This is a genomic window from Brevibacillus formosus (assembly GCF_003013405.1).
GTDB classification, from domain to species: Bacteria; Bacillota; Bacilli; order Brevibacillales; family Brevibacillaceae; genus Brevibacillus; species Brevibacillus formosus.
The window spans coordinates 1-19,961 of record NZ_PXZL01000011.1 but is presented as its reverse complement, the minus strand read 5'-3'; the positions used below and the strand labels follow the sequence as shown (position 1 = coordinate 19,961).

The following is a 19,961-nucleotide window of genomic DNA, read 5'->3' as shown; positions in this document are numbered from 1 at the left end:
TTTTACCAATTCTGTTACCTCGTTTCAAGTATATTTGTCAACCCCTCTTTTATATTATCCCAATTAAAGAGTTGAACTTCTTCGTTATTTATATATTCTTTAAAAGGGATACCACTCCAGCCCACCAAAAAACCTCTTAACGTTGAATCACCTTTGTTTATTTGCTCAAAGTCTTTAAGATACCCCAGGAGTTTATATGTACCATCAACAAGATAATCTCGACTTTTTGACCTTTTCACTTCTATGATAAAAAAATCTTTTCGTTGACCATTTATGAACTCCAGCACTATGTCCGGCCTGCGTAGTTTCTCACTAAGACCATAATCAGCCATAATAACACCGTATTTACTAATTCGGGCCATATCCCTAGGTAACTTCTGGTAATAAATTCTTAGTTCAGAATCATTCTTAACAAGAGTACTAATTGAATTTAATGCCGCTCCAATTAATCCAACGTGCTTTTCCTTCCAACCTGATTTTATTGCAACGTTAATTGTTTTAAATAGCACTGCAATTTCAAAAATAGTATCTTTATTAAGGGGTTCTAAAATATTTCCATCAAGCTCTTCTTTCAAATAAAAGGAAGGACTCCTTTGGCAAAATGCCAATCTCTCAGCAATTATTGCTAATTCCCTATAATGCGGAGGCCTGCATTTCTTAGTGAGGTCAACTGCTTTATCTGTAAGTTCCAGCATATGACCGATCTTGGAAATAAACGGATTTCTCAATAGATGATTAGTTTTTGATGCAATTACATCTATTTTTTCCCTCCATTTTTCACCATCATCTATTTCTGAGTACCAGGTAACGTTAAGATATTCTTCCGTTACAAAGTTTCGGGCTTTTTCGTTAATGTGCTTTATGATGTATAAAAAAAGTCTATTCTCAGGCAGATCAAAAATTTGAGCCCTTCTTGAGTAGACATAAAGACTAGAGTCATTACCGGCTGCAGCTCTAGCACTAATTGTCCTCTGCCAATCAATTCTCCCCTTTACTTTGCCTCTTTCAGTAATATGCTCATAAATTGATTCTTTTGAAAGCCGATTTATTATTTTTGGAGCAATTTCATTAAGTAAGTACTTCACTTCTTTTGAAAGAAGAAATCTAACGTTTGCCAACATGTTTAATTCACGTTTGTTCAAGCCAGTCAGATTAAGAATAGCTTCTTCAGTTTCATTTTCTTTCGCATTAGGTTGGATGAAGCGCCAGAGTAAACGACTTGAATATTCGATTATTTCTTTGTGTGTCGTGCTGTTCCAACAGTCGCTTGATCTAAGCACTTTTTCCTCTCCCTCCTATTCATCGATATCCTCTTCCTCATCATCAAATCTTACTTTAGACAACTCGGAAATATTAATATCATAAAACTCACACAAAAAATTTTTTAAATGCTCTTTGTCATCGCTAGATAATAAAACGCCAAAATCTTTATATAGCTTTTTTATTTGAGGAAGAGAGATTCCTTCAAATTGAGGAATCATGAGTGAACAAATAGCATCAACAATGCCTTCTTTTCCTGAATTACCCAAATAAGTAATGATGTCGAGGATAATTGCAGCCCCAATCTTTTTAGGGGCTGTTTTTATAATTTCACTCAATACCTTAATAGTATCTTCATTTCCGGAAAGTCTGGTCTCAATTAACTCAGAAAAAGCTTCTTTAGTCGGGGCCGGAATATAAACAAAAGCAAATCGCCGCATAAAAGCATAGGACAACATAAATAAACTGTTTTTATCATATGTATTCATTGTCGCTATGATACGCCAGTTACGTCCAATATAATAGGTAGCAGTCTTATCTTCATAGAAACTGCCTTTACTCTCAGTATGTCGAATCGTGATATTCTTTTCTCCTGAAACAGTGTCGGTTTTATACTGCAGGGTCACATCTTTACCAGATAACACTGTAAAATAATGTCCAAATGCTTTATCAACTTCAGCTCGGTTAATTTCATCAATGATAAGCCAGTTATTTTCTCGAATACTCCTAAGGAAAACTCCTTCTTGAAAAACAAGTTTTCCTTCTTTATCAGGCATATAACCGCCGATTGTATCAAAAGTACTCCAGTCTGCAACTGCAGTTGTCATAGTATATCCGCTAATGTAGTTTGTTTGTACTGCTTCTTTACAAGCTCTTTCAGCAAGTGTTGTCTTACCTGTTCCTGGCGGGCCAATCATTATTATATGCTTTTGTGAATTGATGAAATTTTTTAGACTTACCATAGGTTTCGATGACATAGCAAAGCCTTTATGTATTTCCTCTAAATCAGGCTCATAGAGATCACTAAAGTCATCATTACTTATAGGGGCCTGTTCGTTTTCAAGAGGTAATTCTAACTCCACTTTCTCACCGTAATCGACTTCAATCGGGATTAGCTGAACTGTAGAGCCTTTTACTCGTGCCATTAATTCTTCACTAATTACAGCAGTTAACTCTTCATAAATTCCGGGATTTAGATCGAGCATAGCACGAATTAATGCAACAGCTTTACTCTCAGGAACTTGCGTTATTGCTTGATTAGGTTCCCACTTTGTAATTGGACCAATCCCTATAATATCGAAAGTATCTTTATAAGATACTAAATCACTTCTTTTTATTGACTGATCCAGTAATACCTTAACATCAATCCTAACTCTGTAATTATTCTTTTCGTATCCTACATCATATGGACCTTGTGCAATGGCTCCAATTCCAATTAACCCTGTGTCCCAAGAAGGTTTGTCTCCTCCAAAAACAATGAAAACCAATTGACCAATTTTCAATTCATCTTTAAACCAATTTAAACCATCAAGTTCAATATTGGATTGACGTTGAAGTATAGCTTCAACTTGTTCTTTCACTTTAGTTTTTATACTGTAGAATGGTTTCCCTTCTTGTTCAGCGTCTTCAAGAATCGAATTAACAGACAACTGAAGATATTCAATGTCAATATCCTTATACTTTAGATACATCTCATATAAGAATTTATTAGCTTTTTCAAGGGGCCTTTGATAATACCCCTTTCTTCCACTCGTTGTAAAATTCGCATCAAAACGGTCTTTATTTTGTTTTAACGTACTAAATTTTATACCATACTTTTTTGAGAGAGTTCGTAATGCAGGCGCCCATTTCCCTTTATAGTGTTCATCAGAACTTGATAAACGGGCAAAGTAAATGCAGGCCAAAGCAAGCTTTTCCTTTGTGCTAAGAGAGAAAATATCTATTTGCATAGTTTAGTACTCCTACTCTTTCTGATAGAATCTTTAGTTATTTGGGTTGGTCTGTAAATTTTACATTTTATCAAATTGAGAAACAATGGCATGCATTAGTTCCATAGGTATACGGATTTAAATAGCCCTTTGTATCTGGAAGGTGATTACTGCTAATCCAATGAAATACCTTTTCCCAGTTTTGTTCGAGATGTCAAAGTGGATAGCATAATTATCAGCTTGCAATTCTGCTAATTTGCATGGAATAGAATCACCCTTCCTTAAAAGCAAAGTATTTTGGACACCTGGTCGGAGTCTCGAAAGAGAAGCACTTCCAACTATATCAACTCTACCAGTTGGAAGTGCTTTTTTCTGTCTCAATGAACTGAAGACATCACGTATGTATGAGAAAAATTATTATCTTTTGGTTTAAACCTCAGTGGCACACTCGAATATATTCACGAATATTCAGGAGTATGTTATCGCGAGCTGTGAATGGAAGCTTATCAAGCAAAATCCTGTTGATGCGTTAAGAATCCAGTCGCTGAGAACAAGGAAATAATCCCCTACGACGAGAAGGTGGTTGAAGAAATTCCTCTTCGGCTACAGAAAGAACCTAATCATGGTCACTCTAGCTCTTACGTCTGGCCTCAGACGAGGGATTGAGTGGCTTCATATAAACTGGGAAACAGGTGCTATTGATGTAGTGCAAAGCGTCACAATATCGCCAGCGGGTATTGTCCATATGAAAGAAACCGAAAACAAAGAACCAAGCGTAAAGTACCACTCCCCATCTCAATGGTAGAGGAATTTAAAGAGTACTACATATACAAAATTGAGGAACGTGATAAAATTGGTGACAGATGCCACCCAGATGGAAGGGGCTCTTCCACCAAGAGCGCCCCTACCTTTGGTTTCGGCGTTTTATCATTAAAAACGCCTTAGATACAATGATTCCCATTCCCTTAGAAATACCAGCTCTACATTGTTGATCAACCAAGGTGTTCACGCTAAGATTATCTCTGAACCCCTTTGACATGGTTCGATTTCGTTTACTATGAATACCTACAGATTTGCACTACGTACTGCCGATCAATCAGCTACTGATAAATTTGAAGCTCTACTTACAAGTATTAGGGACGAATAGTTACGTCTCCATTTCGTCCCCAACTCCCTATTCGATCATACAAACCCCTTATAGGCCAACAACGCAACCGACTCCACATGCCCCGTATGCGGAAACATATCCACCGGCTGCACTTCCTTCACCTCATACCTCTCCGCCAGCACCTTCAAATCCCTCGCCAACGTAGAAGGATTACAAGACACATAAACCACTCTCTCCGGCTGCATCTCCAAAATCGTCGTCAACAACGCCTCATCACAGCCTTTGCGCGGCGGGTCAACCACAATCACATCCGCCCGTATGCCCTTCTCCTTCCAAGCAGGAATGACAACCTCCGCAGGCCCTGCCTCAAACGTCGCATTCTCCACGCCATTCAACTGCGCATTACGATTCGCATCCGCAATCGCTTCCGGCACAATCTCCACACCGTACACATGCTTTGACTTCTGCGCCAAAAACAGCGAAATCGTCCCGATACCGCAATACGCATCAATGACCGTCTCCGTACCAGTCGCACCCGCGTACTCCAACGTCTTGTTGTACAGCACCTCAGTCTGAGCAGGATTGACCTGATAAAACGATCGCGCCGAAATAGCAAACTTGATCGGACCGATATAATCGTAAATCACATCACTGCCCCATAGGGTCACGGTCTTTTTGCCAAAAATAACATTGGTCTTATCCGGGTTGATGTTCTGCACGATACTCGTCACGCCAGCGACCTGTACCCGAATCGCTTCCACCAGCTGATCTCGTTGCGGAATCTGCTCCTCCGTCGTTACGAGCACGACCATGACTTCCCCCGTCTTGACGCCAACCTTCACGACCACATGACGCAGCAAGCCAGAATGGCGCACCTCGTCATATGCCGTGATATTCAGCTTGGTCGCCGCCTGCTTCACAGCTGCCACTGCTTCATCATTCGCCTGATGCTGGATGAGGCATTCGTTCATGTCGATGATCGAGTGGGATTTCTCCGCGTAAAAGCCGCCGACCAACGCTCCGTTTTCTTCGCCGATCGGTACCTGTGCTTTGTTGCGGTAGCGCCATGGATCGCTCATGCCGAGTGTTGGATGAACGGTAATCGCGCCTTCCCCTTCGACTTGGAACCCTCCAATGCGCCGCAGGTTGTCCCGCACGATTTGCTGCTTGTGCCGCAGCTGCTCCTCGTAAGCGAGATGCTGCAACGAACAGCCTCCGCAACGGTCGTACAGCGGACAGGGCGGCTGGAAACGATGGGTACTCGCTTCTACTACTTCTGTCAGCTTGGCAAAGCCGAAGTTTTTCTTCACATGATCGACGCGCGCATGAACTCGCTCTCCTGCAAGTGCGCCATCTACGAACAGCGTATATCCTTCAATCCGGCCGACTCCCGCTCCTTCGTGGTTCAGTCCGGTTATCTCCACTTCCACGGTTTGTCCGACACGTACAGGGACGTCCAGCTCCACTTTGGCTGTCGGGTGCGGACCGCGCCGCTTCTTTGTTGTCTTCGCCACTATCTATTGCTCCTTTTATCTTGCTCTATAAGTTTTCGTTTTCGCTCCATGAAGCATGCAGGGATGCACTGCGAAAAGCGGCATCCCCACGGCTATTGCTATTCATTTTACTATCTTCTTACGGGACGAACAACTCGATGTGCCCCGGCAGTGCTTCCACCACGCAAGGCAGCTGTCCACCCAGCTCACCGTCCAGATTGAGCTGAACCGTCTCTCCACCAGGCGAAGTGGCTTTGATGTAATCTGCTTGGAAATACAGGATGTTCGGGTCCTTTAAGTGCTCTCCGCGAACTGCCTGTGTCGCCAAGCGAATAAACTCCGCAATATTCGTCTTTTTCACGACGATGACATCCAGCTTGCCGTCTGACAAGTCCGCATCTGGGGCAAGCCAGTCGAAGCCGCCTACAGATCGGCTATTGGCAATGAGAAACACCATGATTTCTTCATCTAACAGCACCTCTTTGCGGCTCTCCAGACGCACACGGATCGGGTGCAGCGACGGCAGCTTCTCCAACCCTTTGACGTAATATGCCATTTGTCCGATTAGCGTTTTCAGCTTGCTCGGGACCTCGTAGGTCAAATTCGTCAGCGAGCCGCCACCCGCGATATTCATAAAATAGCGGTTGTTGATGCGCCCCAGGTCAATGCGTTTCTTCTTGCCCTTGGCGACAATCTCCGTTGCACGTGTGATCGATTTCGGTATACCGACCGCCCGGGCAAAATCATTGCTCGTTCCGCAGGGGATTATTCCAAGAGATGGACGCGCTTTATGCTCTGCCATCCCATTGACTACTTCATATATGGTTCCATCTCCACCAGCGGCCAGGATGACGTCAAAACCGCGAGCTACTGCACGAGCAGCTTCTTCTGTCGCATCATCTTCCCCTTTGGTCGCATAGCATGAGGTTTCATATCCGGCCGACTCCATTAAATCGAGGATTTCCGGCAATCGCCGACGCACGATCTCCCGGCCGGAGCTTGGATTGTAGATTAATCTGGCTCGTTTCAAGGCAGATCCCTTCTTCCTTCCCTCGCTCACGGGGGTACTCTCTTCCATCATATCCTGTATAGCCATTTTTGGGAATCGCTATGCTCCATATAGCGTGATAAGATAGAAAAAGATGGAAAACAAGGAGATAGGGGAGACGCTTGTGAAGAAGATCATCGTGGGAGTAGATGTGGGTGGCACTGCAATCAAGATGGCTTTGATTACGCCAGACGGCGAGCTGGTTACAAAAACGCAAGAGCCGACGCCTGTTTCGGACGGCGAGGATGGCATTTTGCAAAAAATCGTAGACATGTCTCATGATCTTCTTGCACAGCATGACTATTCTCTTTCACAAGTCTGCGGAATCGGTGTAGGCGTACCCGGCCCCGTCGATGGCGGGAAGGGAATCGTTTTCCAAGCGGTGAATCTTCACTGGCGCCAACCCGTTTTATTAAAAGAAAAATTGGAAGCCCTTACAGGTCTGCCAGTCGCGGTCGACAACGATGCCAATGTCGCAGCCCTCGGAGAAATGTGGCAGGGTGCAGGTCAAGGTGCACAAGACCTCGTTCTCATCACACTCGGTACAGGTGTAGGTGGAGGCGTCATTTTGAATGGAAAGGTCATCCATGGCATCAACGGTGTGGGCGGCGAAATCGGTCACATCACCATGACCCCGGATAGCGGTGCCCCTTGCAATTGCGGCAAAACAGGCTGTCTCGAAACATATGCGTCTGCGACTGCCATCATTCGTGAAGGGCGATTTGCAGCTGTAAACGGATCAAGCCCGGCGCTTGCCGCTGTACTAGCCGCCAAAGGAAACATTGCCGCCAAGGATGTCCTCGAAGCAGCCGTAGCAGGAGACGCAGCGGCTCTCGCGATTATCGATCAAGTGGCGCTCTATCTCGGTCTCGCTCTCTCCCACTTGGCGAATGTGCTTAATCCTGCGAAGTTTATGATCGGTGGAGGCGTGGCCGCAGCAGGTGACTTCCTCTTTTCCCGAATCCGTGAATCATTCAAACGCTTCGTTCCATTCACCTACGTCGTCGAGTCCACAGAGATCGTTCCTGCCGAACTCGGCAATGATGCGGGTGTGTATGGTGCGGGCTGGTTAATCCGCTCACAGATGCACGAATCCTGATCAGGCTACATAAAATGAATAGACGCTCCTGCACGTGAAGCCTCAGAGCAAGAGCGTCTTTTTGCTATAGCATTATGAAGAAGCCTGCTTAGGTGCCAGTTCTGGCTCCCCGCCTTTCCCCGAAACAATCAGCGCAGCACCGACGAGCACTGCACATCCTCCCAACAGCTGAAGCAAGCTAAAGGCTTCGCCAAACAACAACGCTGAAAACCCAAACGTGACAACAGGCTCCAGTGTGCTTAGTACCGATGCTTTGGTTGACCCGATCAGCTGCAAGCCGCGGAAGAAAAAACTGATGGCGACCACCGTAGAGAAAACGACGATCCCCAACAACGCCCACCACCCTTGTACCGCAAAGGAAAGATTGACACCACCGTCTTTTAGCGCAATGAAAAAGGTAGAAATGGCAGCAAACAGGGCGATGTACGCAGATGTTACATAGGATGAGACTCCTTTTACCACCCGATTCCCCACCACAATGTAAACGGAATAAAACAACGCCGCCGCAAGAGCCAACAATATGCCAATTGGCTGAATCCCGCCAAATGACAAGCCGAGCACCAGCCCAAGACCGACGAGTGTAATCAGCATGGCGATGACAGTCTTTTTCGTTAACCGTTCCTTCTCGACGAAGTAGCTCAGTATGGCAACAAACACCGGAAATGTGTACAGCAGCAAGGCCGCCATTGAGGTCGGGATGTACTGTACCGCCGAGAAAAAGCTAAGGGATTGCAACGTGTACAAAATCCCGCCGAGACAAAACATCGCGAGCACCTGTCTTTTGTCCAAGCGAAGCGACTCCTTGCGCCAGAGCAACAAACCAAAAAACAGGGCAGTCGCCAATAAAAACCGCAAAAACAAGAGCGTTGAAACAGACACACCCGCTTCGTAGGCGTACACAGCGAAAATAGACATGACGCCAAAGCCAGCAGCCGATCCGAAAATATATAGCACACCGACATACAGCCGATTCACAACATTTCACCAGCTTTCTCGAAATGACAGCGACAAGTGACGCGACAGGTCTGAAAAAAATTTTACGATCAGTGCTTTACCCCCGCTCCTTCTCTGCGGAATATGCGAGACGCGAGAAAAATAGTAAAAACCACATAGACAAGCAAGGAGCCAATCCCCAGAAGCGCATGCGTCGGGTCGACCTTGCCATAAAACACTTCCTTGGACAGTGCGACTCCGTTGAACACGGGCATCACGTAATAATGCGCGGGGATGTCGACCGGACTGACTGGCATCAGCATGTACGAGGGAACCATCGCCAAAAATATAACAGCACTCATGTACGTCTGTCCCTCTTTAAAAGACTTGGCAACCGTACTCAAAACTAGCTCCACCCCTGCAAAGAGCGCCGCCAACAACAAAATTGTCACGATGAGCACCAACAAAGTGACAGGCGAGAAGAAGGCGAGTGTAAAATGATCTACTTCCGTCCCCATTGGTCCCAAACGCATGGCCAGTGTGACAGAAATCAGTGACGCTACTGCCCCCATGATACTCATGGTCATGACAGCCAACAGCTTTGCCGTAAGGATGTGCTGGGCTGCAATCGGCGCCGTCAACAGTGATTCGAGCGTTCCCCGCTCTTTCTCACCAGCGACCAGATCATTCGCTGCGGCCATTCCCGCGGATGCGAGCGAGACTACCAACATCAACGGAATGATGCCAGCCAGCATCCCTCCCGACTTCCTTTCCTCAGAGGCTGCATTTTGAAAGGTGGAGACAATCGGCTGAATCGTCTGCTCGGACAAGCCCGCTTGGTTCAACCTTTTCGCTACGACGTCTTTGCTGTAAGCCTCTACTGTCTGCTCGATCAACGTACGGGCATAGACAGACTTTTGATTGGTCGAGTCATAGGCAACTGATAACTGCGCTGTTTTTCCCGCCGCGATCTCTTCATCGAAACCAGCCGGAATCGTCAAAATAGCGCGCAATTGACCTGCTTGTAGTGCTTGTTTCGGATCCGACGGCTCCAGGATTTGAACGGCGGGATTTTTTTGCAAAACATCAATCAATGAGGATGATCCTTGAACGGCTAACGGGATGTACTCCCTCGCTTCTTTTTCCACATTGCTGTAGGACGTTCCCAGCAAAAAGAAGACGAACGGAATGACGAGCAATGGCACCAGGAGCGTCCCCATCCACGCCTTGCGATCGCGAAACAAGTCCATCAGCTCTTTTTTGAATACAGTCCAAACGACATGCGAGCCCATCAGCCCTCGCTCCCTTCCACGACAGCCATGAAAATGTCGTCCAGATCCTCTGTCCCAAACTGCTCGCGCAACGCATCCAATCCCCCGGCGAACCGCAGCTTTCCCTTGTGCATGAGCGCAACCCTTTTGCACAGCTTGTTAATCTCGCCCATGTTGTGACTGGAAAACAGAATCGTCTTCCCCTCTTCTTGCAGCTTTCTGACCATTCTTCGAAAGATTGTGGCAGCCGTTACATCCAATCCTGTCGTCGGTTCATCCAGCAAAATGACATCGGGATCGTGTACGAGCGTCCGGGCAATCGCTACCTTTTGCTTCATTCCCCGGGAAAAGGCCCCCACTCGCCTGTCGATAAAATCATCCATCTCAAGCATCCGGCTCAGTCTGCCAATCCGCTCTTCAAGCCTCGCTTGCTCCAATCCGTATAGACGACCGAAGTACGCGATATTTTCCCGCGCTGTCAAACGGCTGTAAAGCCCCACGTCTCCCCCGAACAAAATGCCGATTCTACGGCGCACTTCAAGCGGTTGCTGCCGAACGGAAAACCCGCTAATCTCGATGTCTCCCTCGGTCGGGGTCAAAACCGTCGCCATCATGCGCATCGTCGTTGTCTTTCCCGCACCGTTTTCGCCGAGAAGTCCATATACCTCGCCTGCCTCGACCCGAAACGATACATGCTGGACCGCTGCGATCTCCTTAAATCGCTTGCTGACATCCTTGACCTCAATCAACAGCAGCCCCTCCTCTCCCGTATTTTCTCTAGAATCGTACCTTCAGCAAGTACGACGCACGCTTTTCTCCCGTAAACGTCACCTGTACGACACCCGTCCGCCCACGCAAAACCCTCGGTATAGCGCCAGTGACATGAAATTCCCGCCGTTTCTCATCGACTCGCGCGACAGACACGGAGCCTGGGGGCGAAAAGACCTTGTCGCCTTCCAGTGTGTAAAACGAAAGGGTGATTTCTCCCGCTTGCCCGTGGCCTTCTCCCGAAAAACGGATAATCTCCATCATTCCTGACACCGCCGACACTCCCGTGAGGTCAAACAACGGGTGACGCAGGTTCGCAAGCGTCTGCCCTTTTTTCCAGTCCTGCAAAAACGCATCAAACTCCTGCACAGCAACCATCCACGCCACCGAGGAAGTCGTAGGGACATGCGAATGTATTGCACCAAAGACAAGCGCAGAAGACGTCATCACCAGTGGCAGCCAAATAGAAAACATGCTAATTCCCTCCAATAATTGGTTGCCCTTAGCATGCCCTATCAAAAGTTACCCGTATGTGTCTTTGGCGAATCAGAATCTTTTGACTTTAAAAACCGTTTCACTCCTATCCTACAGCGGATAACGCTCTTTCCACTTGGTCAAGGAAAAGCCTTCAAACAGCGCGACGAAAGCCTCCGTATCATTAATATAATGACGGGTTTCTTTTGCTTCTGGATTTTTTTCCAGAAACAGAGTCGCTACCAAATGGCTGACAGGAACACCTTCTGCCTCTTGATCGTAAATGCCCCGCTCAGCGAGCACTTTGCCAAAATAACGCACATAGGTGACGGTTATTGTTTTTTCTTGACCATTTTCTTGCCACGTAGAAATGGAACGATCAAATGTATCAGACGGTGATCCACCTTTTCCAGGTGCCACACTTTCTCCTGCTACAGAAATGAGCTTCATGTACTTCCATCCTCCTTTTTCTTCCTGTACGTTCATTATAGGGGAGAGTGGAAATTGTTACAAATCGGTCGGTTCGTTTTTTGACACCCTTTGCACTACGTGAGTATTCCCTTATGGATATTGACGCCAATCATCGTGTACCCGTCCTTTGCCATTAGCAGCAGCAATCGTCCAGTACTAGCTTAAAAAAGATGCGAGTAAAAAAAGACTTCGCTTTTCAGCAAAGTCTTTTACTTTGTTTGAACTCACCCTGTCTGAACAAAAACAGAGTGAGTTCAAATAAATTAGTTGGGGAGTACTTCATTATTAATTACACCAGACTTTAATTCCTGCCATCCTTCAATTCCTGCCTCATTTATTAGAGTAGAAAGCTTACTACTATCATACTTATCAAAGTTATACTTCTCATTAACTGCCACTTGTTTAGCATAGAGTTTACTGTCAGTCGTAATAGCATACAAATAGTTTTGACTCTCTGCAATCTTGCCATCTCTCATAAATTCAAAACGAAGGAGATAGACTCGATCAATATTACTTGAATTTGCTGGTCTTTTTCCCCTTCATTTATCCATTTGTAAATTTGTTCGACTTGCATTTTATCTTCGCTGGATTCTAATAATTCGGGTTGTGGTTTATTTGACTCATTCAAATACGCTTGAATCCATATCTGTGAAGGTGCTTTTTGAGATTCTTGCGTTGCCTCGATTGGTGTATTTACTGGTTGAGTCCCATTGCACCCAGAAATAAGACTACTAGGTTTCTTTGTCTGTTAAACTAAATGTGTTGGTAAAAAACTCCGAAATTTTTTCTCATCCCGTGTCAGAAAATCCGTGAACCCGAAGTCTACACAGTACATCAACAAATCACGAGGAGTTTTTGCGATGGATCACTTGATAATCAGGCCCAAGGCTCATGAGGAACACACCCAGATAGCAGACGAGACTTTGGTAGAGCAGGCGAAAGCCGGAGATCAGGAGGCGTTTAGCGAGCTGGTCAGGCGTCATCGCTCCAAAGTATACGGCTATGCACGGTCGTACACACAAGAAGCCTTTCTTGCCGAAGACATCGTTCAGGATGCTCTCATTCGCGCCTTTTTGCACCTGGGAACGCTGGTGGACAGCCGACGTTTCCTTCCTTGGCTGCATCGGATTGTGCGCAATCAGGCGTACACACGGCTTTCGAAGGGGGCGCAAAAAAGGGAAACTGTCTTCTCGAGTCTGGGCAAACAAACGCATGAGCAGGAACCAACTGACTGGGAAGACCTCGATAGTATCCTGCACAGGTTGGGACGGTCTTGGTCACACGCTGCGCAGAACAGCAATCCCGAAGAGGCCATGGTGCGGCGTGAACTGTTTGAGACGATCAGGAGCCTGCTGTACTGCCTCAACCCTCGGGAGAGACGCATTGTGGAATCTCACTTTTTTGATCATTTGGCCCCTCATGAGATTGCCCATATGTTCCAGATGTCCCAGGCGAATGTCTACCAAGTGCTATCGCGTTCTCGCAAAAAACTGATTCAGGAAAAAACTCGTGTCGTTGTTGATCAATACATGAAGACGAGAAGGGTTGCGGGGAGTATGAAACAAGCAGTATTGAATAAACCAGAAGCATTCACGATGCCTACTTGGGTTACTTGCGCAGCGGCACTGTACGGATTGGTAGAATCGACCGATCGAAAAATGTCTTTGCCGATGATACTTGGCCTGAGCGGCCATGCCTTTCGCTTGACGATCGTTCCTGAAAATATCCATATTGCGGGCCCGACGATGTTTCACTTTCAGCGGGTCTTGCAGCAGGGTTTGAAAAACATGGGCTTTGAATCTCGTGCCGTCACCTCGTATCATCTATCCTGCGAACCAAGCATTAATGCTAATCAGGTTGCTCCCTCGCTATTGAGCCCAGAGGCACGCGAAAAGCGCCAGCTGTCTGTCCTCTTGCCAGAAGCATTGGAACTGGTTCACCGCTCCATCGACAAAGGGTATCCTGTGCTTGCTTGGGACCTGTTCATGCCAGAGTTCGGATTGATCTACGGCTATGATGATGAAAAAAGAATGTTTTACGCAGGAGACAACTGCCGCAACGACAGTCCCATTCCCTATGAAAACTTGGGGCGGGGTATCGTCGAGGAGTTGTTTGTCCTTGCCATCGACCGTGCGTTTCCGATCGACCAACGCACGATGCTCGCAAATGCTCTCCACTCTGCACTCGTTCATTATCGTGGAGAAGAACCGCAGGACCCGAGCTGCGTCAATGGTCTAGCGGCCTATGCTGCTTGGCAGGAAGCTTATGAAAAGGGTACGGTCGAGCCGAATGGCAACGCGTATACGACCGCGGTGAATGGGGATGCACGTCGCTACGCCTCTCTTTTCTGGAGCGAAATCGCCGATACGTGGACAGATTCTGTGTTTGATGAGGTTCGTCCGCTAATAAAAGAAGCGGCTGGCTTGTACGGGGCGATTGCCGATGACTTTGACACGTTAAGAAAGCTCTTCCCGTTCCCGGCTGGGGGCGAGCCGAACGATGCGGAGCAGGGCAAGCAGGCGATTGCGTTGTTGCAGGCGATTGAGCGAAATGAACGTGCGGCTGTTTCTTTATTGGAGAAAATTCAGGCAGGGCTTGCTGAAACATAAAGCCATTTATTGTAACTCTTACTCACGAGGAAGAACCGTCAAGCATACACTGACGGTTCTTCCTGCTAATTGTCGTCTTCTCGATGTTATTCCTCGATCTCGCTCCATTTAAAAGATCCATTTACGGCATCTACGGTTGGCCAGCCTTTACTTGTATCCAGCTTGTAAACAAGAATGGGTGCATTCTTCTCTTCTGCTCTCGGCCAAATATAGGTCAACTTAACTGGTACTTGTTTGGAAATAATATCTGCTGCCTGTTGGGCTGTTACAGATGGCTTGAGCACAGGATATTTACGATCCTCTGCTGGAACGGATGCCACGAATTCAGCGACCTGTCCCTTATTGGGATCAATTGCTACTCCGTAGGAATACTCCATGAGCGGTATCCCATTTTGCTTTTCGAGAAATAAAAAACCATACTGATCAACGGATTTCTTGTCCTCTTTCTTGGTTCCCTCATACATTTCGACTTGCCACTCGGCTTTTTTAGCATAAGGCTCCAGGAACGTAATCGCCTTTTGCAAGGATTGCTCTTTTGTTAGGGGCACTGAGAGATTTTCGATATGTGCCCAATTTACGTATCCGCTGATATCGCCAGTCACTTCGTTCACCATAATAGAAGCCCGATTAAAATCGATAGGGTTCGACCAATCATAACTGATTTCACCCTGCTGTTCGTCTTTTCGATAGGTTGTATACAGCTTCTTGGTATCAACCCCAAACAAGTTCTCTAAAATTTGCTGATCCGTTGCGCCTTTTGCAATGAATGGCTTCCCTTGGGGTTTCAAAGAAATGTCCTTGATATCAGAAGTATGGAGATTTCCATCCCCTTCTTCTGCTCCCCATTCCATTTCGATCTGCTTTCCCGTCAATGCATCAAATACAGGTGACGTCCTCAGGGTATATTCGATACCGGGTTTCCCATCTGTTCCTTCCCATACATAGCCATAACGAAGGCGTTCGGGCGTAAATATTTGCTTCCGAATCTCTTCTTTTGTAACAGCTTTTTTCGGATCAGCAACCTGTATCCCCGTCAAATCGAGCGGTTGAAAAGATAGGCCCAACAAATGCCCGCCTGAATCCATTTCCACCTCGATACCGTAGTGCGCTCCGTCTATTTCCAGACCATTTAGCAGAATTGGAAAATATACATTCGGGTAGATAAACGACACTTCTTCACCGTATACCGTTTTCGACAATTGAGGCGCATCTGTCATTTTTCGCTTCTTTTCTCCAAGCAACTCTTGCACAGCTTTCTCAGCTTTTTGCACGATGGCTTCGTCTGTTACTTTTTCATTCTCGTCCCAAATGAATTCAGAAGCCTCGTAACCAAGTAATTCACCGCTATGGCGATCAAAAAGCAGATATGCACTCATTTCAGTATCGTCAGGATGGCTCATATACAAATCTACTTGATTTTCATCGTAATCAGAAATAACGACCTCTCGGAACGTCAGAGCTTTTAGGGCAGGCTCCAGCTTCTCCAGTGCAGCGACAATCTCTGCCGCACGAGCAGGCAGCTTGATTTGTTCTTTGGATGGGTTTTCAGCATTTTTCAAAATCATTTCCGGGCTTGCAGCAAATGCCTGGGCACCCGTTCCCAGCAGCATGGTTGTCACTGCAAAAGCAGCCGTTGCACTTTTCCAATTTTGTGTCATGAACATTTCTCCTAATCAATTATGATGATAGCTACGCATTCTATCTTACTTTTTTTCCACTATTTAGCATAGCTCTCAGCGCAAAAAACAGCACTCTCCCTTTACAGAGAAAGTGCTGTCGTATGTTTTGGCCTACAGGCTGTTCAATACTTCCTGAATCAGCTTGTTTACCATTCCCGGGTTTGCTTTCCCTTTGGTTTGCTTCATGACCTGTCCAACGAAGAAAGCAGCTGCTTTTTCGTTTCCGGACTTGAAGTCTGCCACAGCTTGTGGGTTGGAATTGACCGCTTCGACAACGATTTGACGCAGGGCGCCTTCATCGCTGATTTGGACGAGTCCTTTTTCTTCAACGATCTGCTTCGGCTCTTTGCCGGTCTCCACCATCTCTTTAAAGACGGTTTTGGCGATTTTGGAGGAAATGGTTCCGTCCTCGATCAGCTTGATCATCTCACCCAAGCCTTTTGGTGTCATTTTCACATCAGCAAACACCAGGTTGTTGGCGTTGAGGTGTGCCAACAGGTCTACCATCAGCCAGTTCGCTACTGACTTCGGCTCTGCTCCTGTTTTCACGGTCTCATCAAAGAAATCAGCTGTCTCCTTGGAGATCGTAATGACTCCGGCATCATCCTTAGACAAGCCAAACTCGTTCACATAGCGCGCCTGACGAGCATCTGGCAGCTCTGGAATGGTTGCGCGAACCGCTTCAATCCACTCCTCGGAAATCTGCATGCGAACCAGATCCGGATCTGGGAAGTAACGATAGTCGTGCGCTTCCTCTTTGGAACGCATCGTCAACGTCTTCTTGTTCGCTTCATCCCAACGGCGCGTTTCCTGAACGACCTTGCCACCGGAAGAAACTACCTCCGTCTGACGCTGTACCTCGTACTCCAAGCCCATTTGCACGTTGCGGAAGGAGTTCATGTTTTTCAGCTCGGCCTTGGTACCGAATTCTTCCTGACCATACGGGCGGATGGAAACGTTAGCGTCACAACGCAGGGAGCCTTGTTCCATGCGAACGTCAGATACTTCGGTGTACTGGATGATCGCTTTCAGCTTTTCCAGATACGCACGTGCTTCTTCCGGTGTGCGGATGTCCGGCTCGGAAACGATCTCGACTAGCGGTACCCCGACGCGGTTGAAGTCTACCAGAGACTCTCCGCCAAAATCGCTGTGCGTCAGCTTGCCCGCATCCTCTTCCAAATGCAGACGAGTGATCCCAATGCGCTTCGTCTCCCCGTTTACTTCGATGTCGATCCAGCCATTGTAGCCGATCGGCTGGTCAAACTGCGAGATTTGGTACGCTTTTGGCGAATCCGGATAAAAGTAGTTCTTGCGGTCGAACTTGGTCTCGCGGGAAATCTCGCAGTTGAGGGCGAGTGCTGCTTTCATCGCGAACTCTACCGCTTGCTTGTTCGTTACAGGCAGTACACCTGGATGTCCCAAGCAGATCGGGCATGTATGTGTATTCGGCGGTGCACCAAATTCAGTCGGGCAGCCGCAAAAGATTTTACTGTTGGTCGATAGCTCGGCGTGAACCTCCAAGCCGATGACGGTTTCGTACTTGCTCATGCTCTTACCCCCTCACCCATTCCGGTTTGCGACCGTAGAAGCCTGCGGTTTGTTCATACGCATGGGCTACGCGCAATACGGTGGATTCGTCAAATGCACGACCTACGATCTGCAAGCCGATCGGCAGACCGTTTTTGGAGAATCCGCACGGCACGCTGATTGCTGGCAGACCAGCCAGGTTTACAGGAACGGTACAAATATCCTCGAGATACATTTTCACCGGATCATCTACGTTTTCTCCTACTTTGAAAGCCGTAGAAGGCGTCGTTGGATGCAGGATGACATCGTAGTCAGCAAAAATGCTGTTGAAGTCTTGGATGATCAGGGTACGCACCTGCTGCGCCTTTTTGTAGTAAGCATCGTAATAACCAGACGAGAGCGCGTAGGTTCCGAGCATGATGCGGCGCTTCACTTCTGGGCCAAAGCCTTGGCTGCGGGATTCCTTGTACAGCTCGATCAGGTTTGCCGCATTGTCTGCACGCACACCATAACGAACGCCGTCAAAACGAGCCAGGTTGGACGAAGCTTCGGACGAAGACAAGAGATAGTAAGCTGGCACTGCATATTCCGTGTGCGGCATGGAAACCTCGCTCCATGTAGCACCCATGCTCTCCAGCTGCTTCAATGCTGCCAGAACCGCATCGCGAACCTCAGGGTCAATCCCTTCTCCGATCAACTCTTTTGGTACCCCAATACGCAGTCCTTTTACATCTCCAGTCAATGCCGACAAGTAATCCGGTACGTCCACATTGGCAGAGGTAGAGTCGTATTCATCATGTCCCGCAATCGCTTGCAGCACATAGGCGGAATCCTCAACGTTTTTCGTCACAGGCCCGATCTGATCCAGCGAGGACGCGAACGCAACCAGCCCGAAACGGGATACGCGTCCATACGTAGGCTTCAAGCCGACAACGCCACAAAAAGCAGCAGGCTGACGGATGGAACCGCCTGTATCAGAGCCAAGGGTGAAGTAAAAATGACGCGCAGCCATTGCCGCCGCTGATCCACCGGAAGAGCCTCCCGGAACGTAGTCGGTGTTCCACGGGTTTTTCGCTGGGAAAAAGCCGGAATTTTCGTTGGAGCCGCCCATCGCAAACTCGTCCATGTTCAGCTTCGCAACGATGACCGCATCGGCATCCTTCACCTTTTTGGAAACAGTCCCGTCATGGACAGGATCGTAGTTCGCCAAAAATTTGCTCGCGCAAGTCGTGCGAACGTCTTTTGTAACCAGGTTGTCCTTCAGTCCGGCAGGCAAGCCATAGAGAAGACCCAGCTCCTCATTTCCCTTGACCAGACGCTCGTCCAATTGACGGGCATGAGCCAAGGCTCCCTCTTCATCTACATGCAGAACGGATTTGATTTCTCCGTCATGCTCCTTGATGCTAGCGATGGAAGCCTGCACCAGATCCGTTACCGAAATCTCTTTTGCGCGCAGCGCGCTATGTATCTCAGACAATCGCTTGTCAAACAGCGACACAGTGGGTTCCTCCCTTCTCGTTATCCAGTAGGTTATTCGAATACAGCCGGTACTTTAAACTGCCCGTCTTCGTGATCTGGTGCGTTTTTCAGCACGTCCTCACGCGGCAGGGACGGTCTGTTTACGTCTTCACGCATGACGTTTTTTACGTCTGTAGCATGGCTGGTTGGCTCAATATTGGATGTATCGAGCTCATTTAGCTTGGCTGCAAAATCAAGAATCGCATTCAGGTCTTTTGTGTACCGTTCCGCTTCTTCCTCAGTGAGCTGCAAACGGGCCAAATTAGCTACGTGTTCTACTTCTTTACGAGTAATGGCACTCATTCTTTCCACCTCCGAATCGTATCACATAACTTTGATCTTACTTGAAAAGTGCAGGTTCAGTCAATTTTCGCGGGGATTTCGACAGGGAAAACAAATAATGTTTTCGACAAAAAAATATTGATCGATTATTAACCAGTAAAAACTTTGTCTGGCTGTTGTGGTGGGGAGGAAACAGGAGAAAACGCTCAGCTTCTAGGTCCACCCCCTGCGGGATTGACTGCACGACTCCATGCAAAAAGCGAAACCGCGTCCAAAGTAGTCCTTCAGGCTGTGTCTCAGAGGTGGACGCTTAAAGGCGTGTTTCGCTTTTTGCATTGCGTCTCGGGCGGTGTCCCTAAGATCTTCGCTTATTTCTCCTGTTTCCTCTATGAGCTGTCAGTTTGATTCGATTTTTTAATGCCTTAATAAATGGAAGAACGTAATCAGTTACGACAGAGAAGAATATTTCCAGACGTAGCGACTTGTGGAGTCC

At 47.2% G+C, this 19,961-nt stretch carries 15 protein-coding genes; 2 read left to right on the top strand and 13 right to left on the bottom strand.

The annotated features are described in order from the left end of the window. Positions 1-14 precede the first annotated feature (14 nt). The 4 genes from C7R91_RS10965 to C7R91_RS10945 form a co-directional block, all read right to left on the bottom strand. Complete coding sequence (locus tag C7R91_RS10965) at positions 15-1,280, bottom strand: hypothetical protein (RefSeq protein ID WP_047072207.1); 1,266 nt, start codon at positions 1,278-1,280, stop codon at positions 15-17. A gap of 15 nt (positions 1,281-1,295) precedes the next feature. Continuing rightward, the gene (locus C7R91_RS10960; RefSeq protein ID WP_052773428.1) at positions 1,296-3,209 is read right to left on the bottom strand and encodes an AAA family ATPase; all 1,914 of its coding nucleotides are present in this window, start codon (positions 3,207-3,209) and stop codon (positions 1,296-1,298) included. A 1,161-nt stretch (positions 3,210-4,370) separates the two neighbouring features. Beyond that, positions 4,371-5,810 (bottom strand): 23S rRNA (uracil(1939)-C(5))-methyltransferase RlmD, encoded by a 1,440-nt coding sequence (rlmD, locus tag C7R91_RS10950; protein ID WP_047072209.1) that lies wholly within the window; start codon positions 5,808-5,810, stop codon positions 4,371-4,373. Between the two features lie 118 nt (positions 5,811-5,928). Then, positions 5,929-6,819, bottom strand: coding sequence for a diacylglycerol kinase (locus C7R91_RS10945; RefSeq protein WP_047072459.1), 891 nt, complete (start codon positions 6,817-6,819; stop codon positions 5,929-5,931). Positions 6,820-6,931: 112 nt separating this feature from the next. On the opposite strand from C7R91_RS10945, the gene C7R91_RS10940 reads away from it, so the two are divergent. Beyond that, positions 6,932-7,936 (top strand): ROK family glucokinase, encoded by a 1,005-nt coding sequence (locus C7R91_RS10940; RefSeq protein WP_174769390.1) that lies wholly within the window; start codon positions 6,932-6,934, stop codon positions 7,934-7,936. 72 nt (positions 7,937-8,008) lie between these two features. Here C7R91_RS10940 and C7R91_RS10935 read toward each other — a convergent pair whose 3' ends face one another. The 5 genes from C7R91_RS10935 to C7R91_RS10915 all read right to left on the bottom strand — a co-directional run bounded on the left by C7R91_RS10935 (position 8,009) and on the right by C7R91_RS10915 (position 11,832). Then, complete coding sequence (locus C7R91_RS10935; protein ID WP_047072211.1) at positions 8,009-8,911, bottom strand: DMT family transporter; 903 nt, start codon at positions 8,909-8,911, stop codon at positions 8,009-8,011. A 68-nt stretch (positions 8,912-8,979) separates the two neighbouring features. Beyond that, entirely contained in the window at positions 8,980-10,161 is a 1,182-nt protein-coding gene (locus tag C7R91_RS10930; protein WP_047072213.1) for an ABC transporter permease, read from the bottom strand. After that, positions 10,161-10,889 carry an ABC transporter ATP-binding protein gene (locus C7R91_RS10925; RefSeq protein ID WP_047072214.1) on the bottom strand — a complete coding sequence of 243 codons (729 nt, stop codon included), beginning with the start codon at positions 10,887-10,889 and terminating at the stop codon, positions 10,161-10,163. Before C7R91_RS10925 ends, C7R91_RS10930 begins: the two co-directional genes overlap by 1 nt. A 28-nt stretch (positions 10,890-10,917) precedes the next feature. Next, the gene (locus tag C7R91_RS10920) at positions 10,918-11,382 is read right to left on the bottom strand and encodes a hypothetical protein (RefSeq protein WP_047072215.1); all 465 of its coding nucleotides are present in this window, start codon (positions 11,380-11,382) and stop codon (positions 10,918-10,920) included. A gap of 111 nt (positions 11,383-11,493) precedes the next feature. Next, positions 11,494-11,832 carry a hypothetical protein gene (locus C7R91_RS10915; protein ID WP_047072218.1) on the bottom strand — a complete coding sequence of 113 codons (339 nt, stop codon included), beginning with the start codon at positions 11,830-11,832 and terminating at the stop codon, positions 11,494-11,496. Between the two features lie 881 nt (positions 11,833-12,713). On the opposite strand from C7R91_RS10915, the gene C7R91_RS10910 reads away from it, so the two are divergent. Continuing rightward, positions 12,714-14,462, top strand: a complete 1,749-nt coding sequence (locus C7R91_RS10910) for an RNA polymerase sigma factor (RefSeq protein ID WP_047072220.1) — start codon at positions 12,714-12,716, stop codon at positions 14,460-14,462. A gap of 86 nt (positions 14,463-14,548) precedes the next feature. Here C7R91_RS10910 and C7R91_RS10905 read toward each other — a convergent pair whose 3' ends face one another. From C7R91_RS10905 to gatC, 4 genes are all read right to left on the bottom strand, one after another. Next, positions 14,549-16,120, bottom strand: coding sequence for a YcdB/YcdC domain-containing protein (locus C7R91_RS10905; protein ID WP_047072222.1), 1,572 nt, complete (start codon positions 16,118-16,120; stop codon positions 14,549-14,551). Between the two features lie 132 nt (positions 16,121-16,252). After that, positions 16,253-17,689, bottom strand: coding sequence for an Asp-tRNA(Asn)/Glu-tRNA(Gln) amidotransferase subunit GatB (gatB, locus tag C7R91_RS10900; protein ID WP_047072224.1), 1,437 nt, complete (start codon positions 17,687-17,689; stop codon positions 16,253-16,255). Positions 17,690-17,693: 4 nt separating this feature from the next. After that, positions 17,694-19,166, bottom strand: a complete 1,473-nt coding sequence (gatA, locus tag C7R91_RS10895) for an Asp-tRNA(Asn)/Glu-tRNA(Gln) amidotransferase subunit GatA (protein WP_047072225.1) — start codon at positions 19,164-19,166, stop codon at positions 17,694-17,696. A gap of 32 nt (positions 19,167-19,198) precedes the next feature. Further along, complete coding sequence (gatC, locus tag C7R91_RS10890; RefSeq protein WP_007717539.1) at positions 19,199-19,489, bottom strand: Asp-tRNA(Asn)/Glu-tRNA(Gln) amidotransferase subunit GatC; 291 nt, start codon at positions 19,487-19,489, stop codon at positions 19,199-19,201. Positions 19,490-19,961: the final 472 nt, after the last annotated feature.

Coding starts and splice junctions, on each gene's coding strand:
- C7R91_RS10960 (WP_052773428.1), bottom strand. CDS start 3,209: ATGCAAATAGATATTTTCTCTCTTAGCACAAAGGAAAAGCTTGCTTTG.
- C7R91_RS10940 (WP_174769390.1), top strand. CDS start 6,932: ATGGAAAACAAGGAGATAGGGGAGACGCTTGTGAAGAAGATCATCGTG.
- C7R91_RS10930 (WP_047072213.1), bottom strand. CDS start 10,161: ATGGGCTCGCATGTCGTTTGGACTGTATTCAAAAAAGAGCTGATGGAC.
- C7R91_RS10920 (WP_047072215.1), bottom strand. CDS start 11,382: ATGTTTTCTATTTGGCTGCCACTGGTGATGACGTCTTCTGCGCTTGTC.
- C7R91_RS10915 (WP_047072218.1), bottom strand. CDS start 11,832: ATGAAGCTCATTTCTGTAGCAGGAGAAAGTGTGGCACCTGGAAAAGGT.
- C7R91_RS10910 (WP_047072220.1), top strand. CDS start 12,714: ATGGATCACTTGATAATCAGGCCCAAGGCTCATGAGGAACACACCCAG.
- C7R91_RS10905 (WP_047072222.1), bottom strand. CDS start 16,120: ATGACACAAAATTGGAAAAGTGCAACGGCTGCTTTTGCAGTGACAACC.
- gatB (WP_047072224.1), bottom strand. CDS start 17,689: ATGAGCAAGTACGAAACCGTCATCGGCTTGGAGGTTCACGCCGAGCTA.
- gatC (WP_007717539.1), bottom strand. CDS start 19,489: ATGAGTGCCATTACTCGTAAAGAAGTAGAACACGTAGCTAATTTGGCC.